This is a genomic window from Paenibacillus lentimorbus NRRL B-30488, assembly GCF_000411595.1.
Taxonomy (GTDB): domain Bacteria; phylum Bacillota; class Bacilli; order Bacillales; family Bacillaceae; genus Bacillus; species Bacillus velezensis.
Genome location: NZ_ANAT01000021.1, coordinates 124753 through 141378 on the forward strand (window position 1 = coordinate 124753; position 16626 = coordinate 141378).

The 16626-nt window shown below is 46.3% G+C and carries 8 protein-coding genes and 9 pseudogenes; 2 read left to right on the top strand and 15 right to left on the bottom strand.

The annotated features are described in order from the left end of the window. Window positions 1–4: 4 nt before the first annotated feature. The 11 genes and pseudogenes from prmA to gpr form a co-directional block, all read right to left on the bottom strand. A pseudogene (prmA, locus tag D368_RS12330) lies at window positions 5–939 on the bottom strand (50S ribosomal protein L11 methyltransferase). Between the two features lie 23 nt (window positions 940–962). Next, window positions 963–2089: pseudogene (gene dnaJ / locus D368_RS12335) on the bottom strand (molecular chaperone DnaJ). A 163-nt stretch (window positions 2090–2252) separates the two neighbouring features. After that, complete coding sequence (dnaK, locus tag D368_RS12340; protein WP_128574842.1) at window positions 2253–4112, bottom strand: molecular chaperone DnaK; 1860 nt, start codon at window positions 4110–4112, stop codon at window positions 2253–2255. 24 nt (window positions 4113–4136) lie between these two features. Beyond that, window positions 4137–4712, bottom strand: a complete 576-nt coding sequence (gene grpE / locus D368_RS12345) for a nucleotide exchange factor GrpE (protein WP_128574843.1) — start codon at window positions 4710–4712, stop codon at window positions 4137–4139. Window positions 4713–4771: 59 nt separating this feature from the next. After that, window positions 4772–5802 (bottom strand): annotated as a pseudogene (gene hrcA, locus D368_RS12350) (heat-inducible transcriptional repressor HrcA). Window positions 5803–5882: 80 nt separating this feature from the next. Beyond that, a complete protein-coding gene (gene hemW / locus D368_RS12355) occupies window positions 5883–7022 on the bottom strand; it encodes a radical SAM family heme chaperone HemW (protein WP_101562282.1) in 1140 nt (379 codons plus the stop codon). A 59-nt stretch (window positions 7023–7081) separates the two neighbouring features. Further along, a pseudogene (gene lepA, locus D368_RS12360) lies at window positions 7082–8916 on the bottom strand (translation elongation factor 4). 132 nt (window positions 8917–9048) lie between these two features. Next, the gene (locus tag D368_RS12365; protein WP_007408270.1) at window positions 9049–9387 is read right to left on the bottom strand and encodes a YqxA family protein; all 339 of its coding nucleotides are present in this window, start codon (window positions 9385–9387) and stop codon (window positions 9049–9051) included. Window positions 9388–9510: 123 nt separating this feature from the next. Next, window positions 9511–9798, bottom strand: a pseudogene (locus D368_RS20150) (stage II sporulation protein P); the annotation flags it as partial. 4 nt (window positions 9799–9802) lie between these two features. After that, window positions 9803–10530, bottom strand: a pseudogene (locus D368_RS20155) (stage II sporulation protein P). Between the two features lie 132 nt (window positions 10531–10662). Then, complete coding sequence (gene gpr / locus D368_RS12375) at window positions 10663–11769, bottom strand: GPR endopeptidase (RefSeq protein WP_003152878.1); 1107 nt, start codon at window positions 11767–11769, stop codon at window positions 10663–10665. 202 nt (window positions 11770–11971) lie between these two features. Here gpr and rpsT point away from each other — a divergent pair, with 202 nt between their 5' ends. After that, complete coding sequence (gene rpsT / locus D368_RS12380) at window positions 11972–12238, top strand: 30S ribosomal protein S20 (protein ID WP_003152876.1); 267 nt, start codon at window positions 11972–11974, stop codon at window positions 12236–12238. Window positions 12239–12254: 16 nt separating this feature from the next. Here the strand turns inward: rpsT and holA are convergent. Both holA and D368_RS12390 read right to left on the bottom strand, forming a co-directional pair. Further along, window positions 12255–13294, bottom strand: a pseudogene (gene holA, locus D368_RS12385) (DNA polymerase III subunit delta). Window positions 13295–13333: 39 nt separating this feature from the next. Further along, window positions 13334–13488 (bottom strand): annotated as a pseudogene (locus tag D368_RS12390) (hypothetical protein). Between the two features lie 40 nt (window positions 13489–13528). Here D368_RS12390 and D368_RS12395 point away from each other — a divergent pair. Further along, a pseudogene (locus tag D368_RS12395) lies at window positions 13529–13662 on the top strand (YqzM family protein). A gap of 18 nt (window positions 13663–13680) precedes the next feature. On the opposite strand, the gene D368_RS12400 reads toward D368_RS12395, so the two are convergent. Together D368_RS12400 and D368_RS12405 are read right to left on the bottom strand one after the other, a co-directional pair. Beyond that, a complete protein-coding gene (locus tag D368_RS12400; RefSeq protein WP_128574844.1) occupies window positions 13681–16032 on the bottom strand; it encodes a DNA internalization-related competence protein ComEC/Rec2 in 2352 nt (783 codons plus the stop codon). Further along, complete coding sequence (locus tag D368_RS12405; RefSeq protein WP_003152868.1) at window positions 16033–16602, bottom strand: ComE operon protein 2; 570 nt, start codon at window positions 16600–16602, stop codon at window positions 16033–16035. Window positions 16603–16626 lie beyond the last annotated feature (24 nt).

Here is a 16626-nt window from a genome sequence, read left to right on the forward strand (position 1 = left end):
ACTGTTATTTTTTCGCGATGATGCTGACCCAATCTTCCATAGACAGAATCTCTGTGATGGTAAAGCCGGCTTTTTCCAACGCTTCTTTTACTTCCTGTTTTTCTGGCCGATAATGCCTGAAGTAATAAAATGGCCTCCGTCTTTGAGCAGGTCGTACGCCTGTGATGTAAAGCGGAGAATCACTTCCGCCAAAATATTTGCGACAATGACATCATGTTCGCCCGTGATGCCGTCTAACAAATTGTTCTGCTTCACTTCGGCCGTATCACTCACTTTGTTCAATTTTAGATTCAGACGCGCGCTTTCAACAGCGACCGGATCAAGGTCATATGCATGAACCGATTCGGCCTCAAGCATGGCGGCCGCGATGCTTAAAATTCCTGAACCGGTGCCGACATCAATGACACGGTCGCCTTTTTGAACGATACGCTCAAGCGCCTGAATGCACAGAACGGTTGTCGGATGCGTTCCCGTACCGAATGCCATGCCCGGATCCATTTCGATAATCAGTTCATCGGTATTCACGGGTGTGTACGTTTCCCATGTGGGTACGATCGTGAATTTTTCAGAAATTTTCACCGGATGATAATACTTTTTCCAAGCTGTCGCCCATTCTTCTTCATTAACTTCAGAAATGGTGATTGTGTTTCTGCCTAAATCAATGTCGTACAAAAGCAGATTATTAATCGTCTCTTTAATGCCGTCCACCGTTTCGCCGAGGAAACTGTTAATCGGCAGATACGCTTTGACAATGACACCCTCATCGGGGTAATCATTGGGGTCGAGCTGGTAGATTTCCCCGTAAACATTCTCACGCTCTTTCATTAAATCAAGCGGATCTTCGATGACAACCCCGCTCGCACCAGCTTCATGCAAAATATTTGAGATGGGTTCGACCGCTTCATGTGTTGTGTGAATGCTGATTTCGGACCATTTCAAAACTACCAACTCCTATCCAATCATTACTCGCCTTTAAATGCGCGTTTTACTTTGTCAAAGAAACTCATTTCTTGTTCATCCGGCAGGTTTCCGCTGACTTCAGCGAACTCGCGGATGATGTCTTTTTGTTTGTCTGTCAGATTCGTCGGTGTGACGACGCGGACGACAATGTGCTGGTCGCCTTGTCCGTAGCCCCGGACGTTCTGAACGCCTTTGCCTCTTAATCTGAATTTCGTGCCTGTTTGTGTGCCGGCAGGTATTTTCAATTTCACTTTTCCGTGAAGCGTCGGCACTTCCACTTCGTCTCCGAGTGCCGCTTGGGCAAACGTTAACGGCATTTCGCAATAAATATCGTCTCCGTCGCGTTCAAAGAACTCGTGGGCGCGCACATGGAATACGACAAACAGATCTCCCGCAGGCCCTCCGTTTACGCCAGGTTCACCTTGGCCCGGAACGCGCAGCTGCTGTCCGTCATCCACACCGGCAGGAATCGTGACATTGATTTTTTTCCGTTTTTCACTTTGCCCGTGCCGCCGCAGTCAGAACACTTGTTTTTGATGATTTTTCCTGTTCCTTCACAGTGGTGGCAGACTCTTCGGTTAACCACTTTGCCAAACGGCGTGTTCTGTTCGACGTTCAGCTGGCCTGAACCTCCGCAGTGCGAGCACGTATCCGGCTTTGTTCCCGGCTTCGCGCCCGATCCTTTACATGTTTCGCAATTCTCTTCGCGCGGAATTTCAATGATCGTTTCTTTTCCGAAAGCCGCGTCTTCAAATGACAGGGTCATTGTATACTGCAGATCCGCGCCTTGCCGCGGCGCATTCGGGTCACGGCGTCTCGTGCCGCCTCCGAAGATGCTTGAGAATATGTCATCGAAACCGAAGCCGCCGAAGTCTCCGCCGCCTCCGAAACCGCCGCCGAATCCCTGGTTAGGGTCTGTATGGCCGAATTGGTCATATTGAGCGCGTTTTTGGTCGTCTGAGAGCGCTTCGTACGCTTCTTTTACCTCTTTGAATTTTTCATCTGCTCCGGATTCTTTATTGATATCAGGATGATATTTTTTTGAAAGCTTCCGATAGGCTTTTTTGATTTCATCCTTTGAAGCGCTCTTACTTACCCCAAGCACTTCATAGTAATCACGCTTACTCATCTCGCTTCACTCTCCCGAATTTCTCACATAAATTAGATTGTATCATTTTGAATTATGTTTTTTCAATTCCTTTTATCCCGGGCAAGAAAAAAAGTCAAAGCCAAGAGATGCCTGACTTTGACTTTCTGTCTGTTGAATCAGAATATGCTGTGTGTTCTTCCGCCTAAAGCCATGCGGGAAAGAACTTATTTTTCGTTTCGTCGTCTTTTACTTCTTCGTATTCCGCATCGACAACGTTGTCATCCGCTTTTTTGCCTTCAGCGTTTGCTGCGCCTTCAGCCTGCTGCGCTTTTGCCGCTTCTTCATAAAGCTTCATAGAAAGCTCTTGAACGATTGTTTGAAGCTCATCTTTTTTCGCTTTGATGTCTTCAATTTCGTTTTTCTCGATAGCGGCTTTCAGCGCGTCTTTCGCGTCGTTTGCTTTTTTCACTTGCTCTTCGTCCACTTTGCCTTCCAGATCTTTTAATGTTTTTTCCGTTTGGAACACAAGCTGGTCAGCTTCGTTGCGGACTTCGATTTCTTCTTTTCTCTTCGCATCAGCGTCAGCGTTTTCTTCCGCTTCTTTTACCATGCGTTCGATCTCATCATCAGAAAGACCTGAAGAAGATTTGATTGTAATGTTTTGTTCTTTTCCTGTGCCTAAGTCTTTCGCTCTTACGTTTACGATACCGTTTTTGTCAATATCGAAAGAAACTTCGATTTGCGGTACGCCGCGCGGTGCAGGCGGGATATCAGTAAGCTGGAAGCGGCCGAGCGTTTTGTTGTCGGCAGACATCGGGCGCTCACCTTGAAGCACGTGAATGTCAACAGCCGTTTGGTTGTCAGCTGCAGTTGAGAATACTTGAGACTTGCTCGTCGGAATTGTCGTGTTGCGGTCGATCAGTTTCGTGAACACGCCGCCCATTGTTTCAATACCGAGAGAAAGCGGTGTAACGTCAAGAAGAACAACGTCTTTTACGTCTCCCGTGATGACGCCGCCTTGAATCGCTGCACCCAGCGCTACAACTTCATCAGGGTTTACGCCTTTATGCGCTTCTTTACCCGTTTCTTTTTTAATTGCTTCCTGTACGGCAGGAATACGTGTTGATCCGCCGACAAGGATAACTTTGTCGATTTCGCTCGCAGAAAGATCCGCATCTTGAAGAGCCTGACGGACAGGAGCCATTGTGCGCTCAACAAGGTGAGCGGAAAGCTCTTCGAATTTAGCGCGGGTCAGTGTCAGCTCAAGGTGAAGAGGACCTGCTTCTCCCGCTGTGATAAATGGTAAAGAAATTTGTGTAGATGATACGCCGGAAAGATCTTTTTTCGCTTTCTCAGCCGCATCTTTCAAACGCTGAAGCGCCATTTTGTCTTTTGAAAGATCAATGCCGTTTTCTTTTTTGAATTCTGCTACGAGATGATCGATGATGACTTGGTCAAAGTCGTCCCCGCCAAGACGGTTGTCACCGGCAGTTGAACGGACTTCAAACACGCCGTCGCCAAGTTCAAGAACAGATACGTCAAACGTACCGCCGCCAAGGTCGTAAACAAGAATCGTTTGGTCTTCGTCCGTTTTATCAAGTCCGTATGCAAGCGCTGCTGCAGTCGGTTCGTTGATAATACGCTCTACTTCAAGACCGGCGATTTTACCGGCATCTTTTGTCGCTTGGCGCTCTGCATCGTTGAAGTATGCAGGAACCGTGATAACGGCTTTTGAAACTGTTTCGCCGAGGTAGCTTTCAGCGTATGCTTTCAGATGCTGAAGGATAATAGCTGACACTTCTTGAGGCGTGTAGTCTTTTCCTTCGATTTCCACTTTATAGTCAGTACCCATATGGCGTTTAACAGACATGATTGTGTTAGGATTTGTGATTGATTGGCGTTTCGCCACTTCCCCTACTTGGCGCTCGCCGTTTTTAAATGCAACGACTGACGGAGTCGTACGGTTTCCTTCAGCGTTGGCGATTACTGTAGGCTCTCCGCCTTCAAGCACTGCCACACATGAGTTTGTCGTACCCAAGTCAATTCCGATTACTTTACTCACTTTGAATTACCTCCTGCTATGTAGTTATTGATTCACTTTTACCATTGAAGGACGGATGACGCGATCCTTCAGTTTGTAGCCTTTTTGCAGTTCTTCGATAACAATATTGCTGCCGAAGTTTTCATCTTCCACCTGCATGACGGCTTGGTGAAGGTTCGGATCAAATTCCTGACCGACAGCTTCGATGGCTTCAACGCCTTCTTTTTCAAGTGCGTCCATCAGCTGGCGGCGGACCATTTCCATACCTTGCAGCAAGCTTTTTGTCTGCTCGCTTTCAGCTTCTACCTGTAACGCCCGTTCAAAGTTGTCGAGAGCCGGAAGGATTTCCGTTACGACGTTTTGAGAACGGTATTTCTGAGCAGCTTCCATTTCAAGGCGGCTGCGTCGTTTATAGTTTTCAAAGTCTGCTTGAACACGCAAAAGCTTGTTTTCTTTTTCATCAATCAAACCCTGCAATTCATCAATTTGGTGCTGAAGGGCTTCTTCCTGACCTGCCGTTTCTTCATGCTGCTCTTGTGAAGCCGCTTGTTCTGCCTGTTCTGTCACTTCTTCTTGTTCTGCTGCTTCAACCTGTTCTGCGGTTTGTTTTTCTTCTGACATTGTGTTCACCTCCCTCAAATGCTGTAAAAAGATGACTGAAAATGATTGCCAAAATTCCCTTATTCATCATACAAACTTGTGAATGCTTTTGACAAGTCCGAAGTCACATGCTGCAGCAGGCTGACGACTCTTGAATAATCCATGCGCGTCGGCCCGATAATCGCGATTGATCCGATCTGTTTCGTATCAACTGTATAAGTGGCCGTGATTAAGCTGCAGTTTTCCATTTCTTCGTAGTCGTTTTCTTTCCCGATTTTGATTGAAATCCCCGCTTTTGATGACTGAAACAGCTTCAGAACATCCTGCTCTTTTTCAATTAAAGATAAGAGCGAGCGGACCCTTTCAATATCATGGAACTCCGGCTGATTCAGCATGTTGATCTTTCCGCCGAAAAACAATTTCTCAACGTGGGCCGCCGGATGGAATGTGGAGCGGAGCGATTCAAGTATGCTGTCATAGTTGGCGATATGCTGCCTTAAATATGTGACAACCTCTTTAAAAATGCGCTCATTCAGTTCGTCCATCGGCACGCCCGCTAATCGATCGTTTAATATATTGACCAGTTTTTCAATATCGGCCAAATCCACTTTAGCCGGGAAATTGATGGTGCGGTTTTCGACATGCCCCGTGTTCGTGACGAGGATGGCGACCGCCTTATCCGGCTGGATCGGAACGATTTGAATCTGTTTAAGATAGTTCTCGCTCAGCGTCGGCCCGAGGACAATCGATGTGTAGTTTGTCAGGTCGGACAGGATTTGCGCTGATTTTTGGACTGTTTTTTCCAGCTCGAAGATTTTTCTTTAAATATCGAGTGAATTAAATCCAGATCGGTTTTTGTCAGCTTGACGGGTGACAGCAAATGATCGACATAATACCTGTACCCTTTTTCCGACGGAATCCGTCCTGAGGATGAATGGGTTTTTTCAATAAAGCCCAATTCCTCCAAGTCAGCCATCTCGTTTCTGATCGTTGCAGAGCTGAATGTAATCTCGTCTTTTTTTGAAAGAGTTCTTGATCCTACAGGCTGCGCTGATTGTATAAAATCATTAATAATCACTTGCAGGATCAACAGCTGACGATTTGTTAACATCATCATCACCCCTGTTAGCACTCAAGGTCAGCGAGTGCTAATTCTATATCAAAAGTAACAAACCAAAAGAAAAATGTCAATTATAACTCACCCAAAAAAGCGCCAAAAACCTCATTTCCTAATAATTTGCCCTCATGCGTTAATGCAACCGATTCTTCCGTGCCACAGATCAGGCCTTTTTCGGTTAAATCTTTGAGAACATCGGGAAACAGTTCGTCAACCGAGCGTCCGAATTTATCGAGAAAAGCTTGCTTTTGTACGCCGGACATTTTTCTGAGACCGAGGAACATTTCTTCTTCAATCTGCTCCTCACGTGTCACCTCGTGCGTGTCACGATAAGGCAGCCCCTTTTCTTCGATGAGCTGAATGTAATGTTTCACAGGCCCGGCGTTGACGGTGCGCGTGCCGCTGATATATCCGTGAGCGCCTGCGCCAAAACCGAAATACGCTTCATTGCTCCAATACGTCAGATTATGCTGCGACTCGAATCCGGGCTTTGCAAAGTTACTGATCTCGTATTGACGGATGCCCGCTTCGCTCATCTGCCTCATGACCGTTTCATACATCTCGGCCTCTTGTTCTTGCGCCGGGAGATGCAGGCGGCCTTTTTGCATTAAATTATAAAACACCGTTTTCGGCTCTACGATCAGCGAGTAAACGGAATAATGCTCCGCATCAAGAGACAAAGCCGTTTTGACGGAATTGTCAAGATCGGCCAGCGTCTGACCCGGCAGGCCGAACATCAAATCGAGACTGATGTTGTCGAAGCCGAGAGCCCTCGCTCGTTCAAAGGAAGTGAATACGTCCTTTTGTTTATGCACTCTGCCGATTTTTTGTAAAAGCTCATCTTCAAAGGTTTGAACACCGAAGCTCAGCCTGTTGACACCGGCATTTTTCATGATTTTTAATTTTTCCGGGGACAAATCATCCGGATTCGCTTCCGCGGCAAATTCTATGAGTCCGTCAGAAGGTTTCAGCACACGGTGAATGGAATCCATCAATTTTTCCAGCTGGGCGGGTGAGAGCGATGTCGGCGTGCCTCCCCCGATAAAAATCGTGCGGAGATCAGGGCGTCCCGTCCGTTCTATTGTATTTATCATTTCCTTTTCGAGTGAGTTTAAGTACTCATCGACAGGCTGGCTCTGAATAAAATATTTATTGAAATCGCAATAGTGGCAGATATGCTCACAAAACGGAATATGAATATAAGCTGATTTCATTTTGAAACACCTTCTTCTTTACAGAAAGAAGCCGCAGCGCGGGACTGCGGCGGCTTCCGTTATTTTTTCGGGCTGTCATCCATTTTAAGAACGGCCATAAACGCTTCCTGCGGCACTTCTACCGAGCCGACCTGCTTCATCCGGCGTTTTCCTTCTTTTTGTTTTTCAAGAAGCTTCCGTTTCCGCGAGATGTCTCCTCCGTAACATTTTGCAAGGACGTTTTTCCGCATGGCCTTAATGGTTGAGCGGGCCACGATTTTCTGTCCGATCGCTGCCTGTACGGGCACTTCGAATTGCTGGCGGGGAATCAATTCTTTCAATTTTTCGACGATGACTTTCCCGCGCTCGTATGCGTAATCGCGGTGCACGATAAACGACAGCGCATCAATTTTTTCTGCATTCAGCATAATATCCATTTTGACGAGTTTGGACGGTTTGTAGCCGATCAGCTCGTAATCGAAAGAGGCGTACCCTTTCGTGCTGGATTTCAGCTGATCAAAAAATTCATATACGATTTCCGCAAGAGGCATCTCATATACAATGCTGACCCGGTTGGCGTCTAAGTACTGCATATCGATAAAGTTGCCCCGTTTCCCCTGACAAAGCTCCATAACCGCTCCGACGTAATCGTTCGGAACCATCATCGTCGCTTTGACATAAGGTTCTTCCACCCACTCTATTTTTTGCGGGTCAGGCATGTTTGACGGGTTATCCACGATGATCTTTTCGCCGTCCGTCATATAAACGTCATAAATAACGCTCGGCGCGGTCGTAATAAGGTCAATTTTAAATTCCCGTTCAATCCGCTCTTGAATGATTTCCATGTGAAGCATTCCTAAAAAACCGCAGCGGAAACCGAAGCCGAGGGCTTGTGACGTCTCCGCCTCGTATTGAAGAGATGAATCGTTCAATTCAAGTTTTTCCAGAGCTTCACGCAAATCATTATATTTGGCTGTGTCAATCGGATAAAGTCCGCAGTATACCATCGGATTGAGTTTGCGGTAGCCCGGAAGCGCTTCTGCCGCAGGCTTAACCGCGCTCGTGATCGTATCACCGACACGGGTGTCGCCGACGTTTTTGATTGCGGCTGTCAAATAGCCTACGTCACCGACTGTCAATTCGTCAGCCGGCTGCGCTTTCGGCGTAAAGACGCCGACTTCAATGACTTCAAACTCTTTTCCGGTTGCCATCATTTTAATTTTCTGGCCCGGTTTGACCGTTCCTTCTACGACTCTGATATACGCGACGACTCCGCGGTACGCGTCATAAAGCGAGTCAAAGATGAGCGCTTTCAGCGGAGCTTCCGGATCTCCCGCGGGAGCCGGCACTTTTTCTACGATCTGTTCTAAAATGTCTTCGATGCCGATGCCCGCTTTCGCTGAAGCGAGGACGGCGTCTGAAGCGTCAAGGCCGATAACGTCCTCAACCTCTTGACGCACACGTTCTGGCTCTGCGCTCGGAAGATCGATTTTATTAATGACAGGAAGAATCTCAAGATCATTATCAAGCGCCAGATAGACGTTCGCCAATGTCTGCGCTTCTATTCCCTGAGCCGCATCAACAACGAGAATCGCGCCTTCACAGGCAGCCAGGCTTCGCGAAACTTCATATGTAAAGTCGACGTGTCCGGGCGTGTCGATGAGATGGAATATATATTCTTCTCCGTCTTTTGCTTTGTATTTCAGCTGAACGGAATTTAATTTGATGGTAATTCCCCGTTCGCGTTCAAGGTCCATTGAATCAAGCAATTGTTCTTTCATTTCCCGCTGGGTGATCGCCGATGTTTTTCTAAAATCCGATCCGCCAAGGTCGATTTGCCGTGGTCTATATGGGCGATGATGGAGAAATTCCGGATTCTTGACTGCCTCTCTAAACGCTTTTCTTTATCTGTCACAATCTATCACTCCTACTATTAAACGCAAAATACACTAGCTTAGATTATATCAATAGGATTGTAAACATTCAATTAAAACAAGAAAGAGAAAAGCTTCCTTTAAGGAATCATCCGCTTTTCTCTTCATCAATGCTATCGGTTCAGTTTCGAAACCCACTCGTACATCGCCTGCGCCGAGTCCGTCACGGTATTTGAAAGGGTTTCTCCCGCTTTTGAAAACAGGTTGAAGGTTTCCGCCTGTTCCAGCTGTTTTTGTTTTTCTTCCAGATCTTTCGCCGTAACGGTTTGCCCCAAAATGGAAGCTTCTTTTTCCTGTCCTTCTCCGCCGCCGAGCGTGAATGCTCCTTTTAAGGAGGGATCTTTGTATCCTTTCATATCAAGCATTCCGCTGTTTGCCTGCTGCATGCCGAACAAAACGCCGAAAAACATGACAATGGCGATCAGCAGGCATTTGCCGGTAAAACGGATCATTCGCATCACCTGATTTCTATTGTTTTTCTTCTCTCCTGATTGCGAGCTGACCTTGTCTGCATCCCAGTACAGTTCGCTGAACACATCGGCCACGGCATCTGATGCGCGCCTCAGTTCTTCTAGATTGTTATCCACGCCCCCGAATTCCAGCAGAAGCGACCGGTCGTTTAAATCCTGGTTGTATACTCCATTATCTCCCGGAGAGCCTTTTGATAAAACACCGACGCTTAAGCCTGGGTATTTTTTCTCCATCAGCTTATGAAGTTCACTTGCGAGTTTATAGTTTTCTTCAAAATTAGCGCTTTTTTTGCCGACGACGATGGCGACCCTGGCATAGCTTTTTCCTTTGATGTCGGCTGTCGTATTTTTCTTGCGGCGGGAATCCCGGTGAATGTCTATGGTATATTGCAGGTTTTTATTTTTGGCGAGCGCGCTTTTTTACGACCGGCCTTGATTCGTCGTAGCTTCGCGCATAATTTAAACCGTCTTTGTTCAGGCGGGCCTGAATGTCGGTTTTATCTACGGTCGCTCCTACACCTTGCGCTTCAAGCGCTTTTCCGAACATATCTCCGACAAGCGTGACATTGGCCTTCGAATGGCGGGCGTTATCCGGATTTGTTTCCCCCTTTAACAGAGGAAGATAGGATTCGGTATTATGAGTGTGGTAAATAAAAACGACTTTTTTGCTGCCTGTTGAATGTTTCGGCGGCGCCTTTTCTTCTTTTTCGTTTTGTTTTCGATTTCTGCCAGGTTCACTTCTTTTTCTTTTTCCATCACCTTTGACGGCGGCGGGGATTCAGCAGGCATATTCGTATAATCAGTCCCCTGCCCCGCCAGAAGGATCTCCGTATCGTATTGGGCAAATCCCGGCAGCTCACGTCCCAAGAAACTCCGCGGGTCTTCCATATTAATGCTTGTCGCCAGTTTTAAGGAAAGCCGGGACAGCTGAAAAGAGTCTTTTTCAGGAAGCTCTGAGGCGAAATAATGATTTTCCATACCGAGGAGGTGTGCAAACGCGTCACCCGGAAGTTCTCCGGCAATTCCGTGAAGAGAATTCGAAGAAAGCCTCAGTTCAGGGCGAAGCGATGTGAGCACACCCGATAATACGAAAATAACGATAAGGCTTGTCATAAACAAAAACATGCCCTTGAGCGCATTTCCACCGTTTACTGCAACGACAATTTGACGGTTTCTGCGTTTTTTCTCATGATTTGAATCCCTCCAGCGCTTGTCTAGTAATTACTCTATGAACAAGCTAGAGGAGGTAGAACCATTTTAATGATTATAAGAACCTTTGTTATCTTGTGACACTTTTTCATGAAGGGCGGTGTTTAACCCGTTTGCAAGCACGTTCGCCATATCATCAATAAAGGTGTCAATCTCCTTCGGCGTGACCATCAGATTATGGCCGAGCGGAGAGAGCACTTCGTGAATCAGCTGGCGTTTTTCGTTTTCGTCCAGTGTGCCGACAATACCGAGAAAGGATTGGCGTTCTTTTTCTCCGGGAAGGTCTTCGTCTGTCAGCACCTTCTTTTTGCCGAAGTTCATTCCGGCGGGCACCAGAGATCTTGACGGGCTGTCATCTTTCATCTCTCTGCCGAAATGCTTTAATATATAATCCACCGTATCGCTCGCGATCGTAACCGCATCAACGACAGTCGGTACCCCGATTGCGATGACGGGGATGCCGAGCGTCTCCTTGCTTAATTCTTTTCTCTTATTGCCGACGCCTGATCCCGGGTGAATGCCCGTATCAGAAAATTGGATGGTCGTGTTCACCCTTTCAACGGCTCTTGCCGCAAGAGCGTCTACCGCAATCACAAAATCCGGCTTTGATTCTTTGATCACACCTTGAATAATATCGCTCGTTTCAATTCCCGTTAATCCCATCACACCGGGAGCAAGCGCGCTGACCGGCCTGTACCCTTCCTGTACGTTTTCCGGCTGAAGCCTGAACAGATGCCGTGTCACAAGAAGGTTTTCGGTCACGAGAGGGCCGAGCGCATCCGGCGTCACATTCCAGTTGCCGAGACCGACGATCAAACAGCTTGCATCCTTTGGAATCTTTAATGCCGACAGATAGGCGGAAAATTCCTCGGCAAACACTTCCGTTACTTTTTCCTGCATGTCAGAGTCGTGTTCCCGAACCCCTTGAGCCTCGATCGTGACATAGCGTCCCTGCTTTTTCCCCGATAGCTCGGCGCCTTCTTTGGTAATATCGACGGTTCTGACTTTAATGCCGCCCTTGTCGCGTTCTTTTTCAATAAACCCGTTTATTTCTTTTGTCTGACCGGCTTGTCCGTCTTTTACCGCCTGTTTCGTTTCTACCGCTAAATCCGTCCGTATCAGAAATTGATTGACATCCAGTTCGTTGTTTTTCACAGGAAAGACCTCCTTCAATCATCGTGGTACATAGTGTGGCCATTTACAAAACGAATCATGCGAATTTACCCATCAACGAAAAATACTTTACATTTATATTGCAATCTAAAGTTCTGTTTGATAGAATACAATTTGTTCTATTGTGAAGAAGATTTAACCTTAAGACACTGTGCTACAGGTTGTATCTTAGGAGGTGAAACACATGCCAAACATTAAATCAGCGATTAAACGTACAAAAACAAACAACGAACGCCGCGCTCATAACGCGACAATCAAATCTGCTATGCGTACTGCAATCAAACAAGTTGAAGCTTCTGTTGCTAACAACGAAGCGGATAAAGCGAAAACTGCTCTTTCTGAAGCAGCGAAACGCATTGATAAAGCAGTGAAAACAGGTCTTGTACACAAAAATGCCGCAGCTCGATACAAATCTAGACTTGCGAAACAAGTGAACGGACTTTCTGCATAATACAAAAACGATCCCTTTAACGGGGATCGTTTTTTTCATTCAGTCCGGAGAAGCTCAAGGAGAAAGAGCTCCAGCAAGAGCTGCTTGTCCTTTTTCCCCGTTTTCATTTCATAATCCATCACTGCGAGCCTTTCTATAATACGCCGCAGCTCTTCTTCAGAAAAAAGCCTCGCCTGATCCATCGCCAGCTTTACCCGGAAAGGGTGCACCTTTAAGTTGGAAGCGATTTGCTTTTGGCCGTATCCTTGTCCCGCAAAATACTTTGTCTGCATAATCAGACGGAATTGGTTGGCGATCAGCGCCATAATTTTGATCGGTTCTTCGTTTTGTTTTAAAAGATCATAAAATATTTGAAGACTTTCCGTCCGTTTTCGGTTCACGATTTTGTTGATCAGCTCAAAAATATTCTGCTCCAAACTTCTTGCGACAAGCTCCCGGACATCTTCAAGCGTGATCTCATGTCTGTCACCGGTGTAGGCGGAGAGTTTTTGTATTTCCTGATATATGGAAGACAGATGGCCGTTTGCAAGCAGAACCAAATGCTCGGCAGCTTCTGTATCCATCGTTTTATTTTCGGATTTCGCCAGATTAATCGTAAAATCAGTCGTCTCCTTTGCATTCAGCTCCTTAGCTTCAATCATAAGGCCTTTTTGCTTCAGCGCTTTCGTCAGCTTTTTCCGTTCGTCCAGCTTTTCATACGGAGCCACAATCACAAAGACCGTATAAGGCGCAGGCTCCTTCAGGTAAGTCTCCAAAGCGCTTGTATTATGCTCTATTTTTCTTTCTTTTTTCCCCTGTTAAAAAAGACGGATTTTTTACGATAACCAGCCGCTTCTCTCCCATAAACGGAAACGTTTCCGCATCGGTTATGGCCTGGTCAAGCGGATCCTCTTCAAGATCAAAAACAGACAGGTTAAAATCTTTAGTCTCCTCATCAACGACAGCTTGTCTGATCCGGCTGACAGTCTCTTGGAGCAGATACGTTTCTTTTCCGTATAAGCAATAAACGGAGCGGACATCCCCTTTTTTCAGGGCTTTCCAAACATCAAATACCATGATCGTATGACTTCCTCTCTTTCTTGATCCCCTTCTATCCTAAATTGAGTTCGGCAAATAGTAAAGAGGAAGCTTTAAAAAGGACAGCTTCCTCATTTATAATAAACGCCTGATTCACAAGCTCCCGGGTCTGCTTGTAAAAAGGCGATAATCACAAGAACAGAAAACGTTACCATCACTTCTAGATTTTTCAAAACAATTCCAGTATACTTAGGGAAGTCAGGAGGGATGAAATTGAATGATTTTGAAAAAACGTTCAAAGCAAACGAAATGATGCTGTTGACTCAGCTGTCGGTTTTGTCGTGTCCTTCGGATTTTTCGCCTTTTTGTTCGTGATGGCAACAGCCATCCATCTTATCGGCTCTTAGCCGCATTCCGGGCTGCTGTCAATCGGCAGTCTTTTTTACTTCTTGCGCCCTGGTTTCTTCTATATCATATGGAGGGAAGACGGAAAACGTTCCGGCGCCTTTTTCAAATCTGTATTGAATCGTTCCGCTGATATCGGTGCGAAGCACATTGACAGAGTACGCCTTCAAACGATCCAGCACTTCTTCATGCGGATGATGGTATCGATTCTCTTTTCCTGCTGAAATCAGCGCTGCTTCCGGCTGAAGCTGTTTCAAAAAGGCTTCACTCGTTGAGCTTTTGCTGCCGTGATGACCCGCCTTCAATATATCAGCCTTCAGTTTCGGATACGTTTTCAGCACTTCTGTTTCGCCGTCCGATTCTAAATCTCCCGTCAAAAGCCAGCTCACTCCGCCTAAAACCGTCCAAAGCACCAGTGATGAATCATTTTTACTCTTTCCGTCAGATGACTCCGGAGACAGCACCTGAAACTGAAGATCACCCGCTGTAATGGTGTCGCCCCGCTTTGCTTCGGCAACGGGAATGTTGTTTTCTTTCGCCATATTTAATATGTTCTGATCCTTCGGTTCTTTTACGAATCCCACGGGGACAATTAACCGTTTGACTCTATGATTTTTGATTAACACTCCGGCTTCCCCGATGTGATCCTGATCCGCATGGGTTAAAATCAGCGCATCCAGCTTTTTCACCCCTTTTCCGTTTAAAAACGGAATCAAAACCTTCTCGCCGATAGAATACGGGTGGCGTTTTTCTTTCCATGATTCTCCGGGATAAGCAATCACTCCCCCTGTATCAACCATTACGGTCCCTTTGCGGTGCGGCGCGCTTATAAACAGCGAGTCTCCCTGCCCGATATCAAGCATATCCGCTTCTCCCCATGGACTGAAATACGGACGGCATATTAAATAAGCCAAAACCGCGCAGAAAAAAAGAGCCGATTTCCTGAGTTTTAAAAAACCTCCCTTTTCCAAAGCCGCAAAAAGCGTAAAAACGGAAACCGCAAGCAGAAGAAGGGAAAGAAAGTCAGGCTTTGACACAATCATAGTAAATAAATCAACGGATGCCGCATATGTAATGAAATCATGCACAGGCTTCATCACAAGGTCAAACATATCAAACAAACATTCTCCCACCTGCCTTGAAAGCAAAAGAAGAAGGAAACCGATGACAGAAACCGGAATGACAAATAACGTATAAAATGGCACCATCACCATGTTCATCGGAAAACTGACAAGTGAAATTTGCTGAAAATGATAGAGAAGAAACGGAAGTGAGCTGAGCTCTGCAATGAATGAGGCCATCGCAAGCCCGGCAAGTCTGCTTTTCCCCGCTTTCTTTAAAATGGAGGATGACAGAATTAAAGAGGCGCTTACCGCAAAGGAAAGCTGGAAGCCCGCCTGCCAAAGGAGGTAAGGATTAAACAGCAGGAGCAGCAGATAAGACAGAGACAATGCAGCAGAGGAATGAATGCCGCGTTTAACAAGAGTTCCGGCGATATAAAATCCCAGCATGAGGGATGCGCGCAATACGGATGGGGCGGCACCGCTCAGCAGCGTATACACCGGCAAAAACAGCAGCAGCAACATCCCCGCCTTTTCTCTTGTCAGCCCGATTCTGATCAGAGCATAAAATAGTCCCGCCGTAATAAGACCGACATGCATTCCGGAAATCGCCATTAAATGAACGACTCCCAAATTTTGATATGCACTCAGTATATCGTCCTCTATAGAAAATCTTTCACCTAAGGTCAGCGCTTCAACAATTCCGGCGGAAGATTCAGGCACGTGATTCCGAATGATCGAAATCAAATTTTTTCTGATGCTCAGCAGTTTAAACAGCGGCTGTTTGGATTTTTCACACTGCTGAATAGAAGTCACGGTAAATAACCAGTGAATCTGCTGAGAGTAAAGATATTCCTTATAATCAAAACCCCCGGGAATCGTCGCATGTGCAGGCTGTTCCAGAGAGCCTGTAAACGTGCAGCGCATCCCCGGTTCAAGCTGTTCAATGAGTCTCTTTTCTTCAAGAGACCGGATTTTGTACGAAGCCGCCCATTTTTCCTTGTCATGTGTACGGATAACGGCTGTCATTTTCGCTCCGTCAACCTTCGGAATATTAGTGATGACGGCCTGTTCAGTATAACTGCCGGCCTGATACCGCGTTACATTCGCAGCGTCACAAACCGTATAAAGAAAGAAATAAACACAAAAAGAAACGAGGCAGACAACAACCGGAGCAGGCTGCTTTGTTTTTATCATAATAAAGAGAAGATACAGAAGAAAAAGGAGCAGAACCCAGAAGACATGAGCGGCGGCAATTCCCGCAGTTGCAGAAACCGCCGCCAGAGGCAGAAGAAGGTATTTATACTTCATTTATACGTAACTGGTAAACAGCTCATTGGCCTGTTCATGAATTTTTTTCAGTTCATCTGCCTTAACTCCCGCATCAGATAATTGCTGAATCAGACCTGCGACAAAAGACAATTTTTCGCGGTTTTTCAGATCGATGATCATTTCATCAAGTTCGACCTGCTCCACCTTGACTCCGGCTTGGCTGAACAGCTCTTTTGCATAAGGCTGTGTTTTGTAATCTTCGGCATAATAGACCGTTTTGATGCCTGCCTGGATAATTGATTTGCAGCATTGAATACAAGGATAATGCGTCACATAAATTTCGGCGCCCTCCGTCGGAACACCGAACTTAGAACATTGCAGAATCGCATTCATCTCTGCATGTATGGTCCTCTGGCAATGATTATCTATTAAAAGGCATCCTTCATCAGCGCAATGGACGCCGCCGGCGATTGAGCCGTTGTATCCGCCGGCAATCATCCGCTTATCTCTGACTACGGTTGCCCCGACTGACAGTCTCGGACATGTGCTTCTCAGCGCCAGCAAATGGCTTTGCGCCATAAAATATTGATTCCATGAGATTCGTTCCACAAGTGTTCCCTCCAAAAAGTCTTG

Coding starts and splice junctions, on each gene's coding strand:
- grpE (WP_128574843.1), bottom strand. CDS start 4,712: ATGTCAGAAGAAAAACAAACCGCAGAACAGGTTGAAGCAGCAGAACAA.
- hemW (WP_101562282.1), bottom strand. CDS start 7,022: ATGAAATCAGCTTATATTCATATTCCGTTTTGTGAGCATATCTGCCAC.
- D368_RS12365 (WP_007408270.1), bottom strand. CDS start 9,387: ATGATCCGTTTTACCGGCAAATGCCTGCTGATCGCCATTGTCATGTTT.
- rpsT (WP_003152876.1), top strand. CDS start 11,972: ATGCCAAACATTAAATCAGCGATTAAACGTACAAAAACAAACAACGAA.
- D368_RS12400 (WP_128574844.1), bottom strand. CDS start 16,032: ATGAAGTATAAATACCTTCTTCTGCCTCTGGCGGCGGTTTCTGCAACT.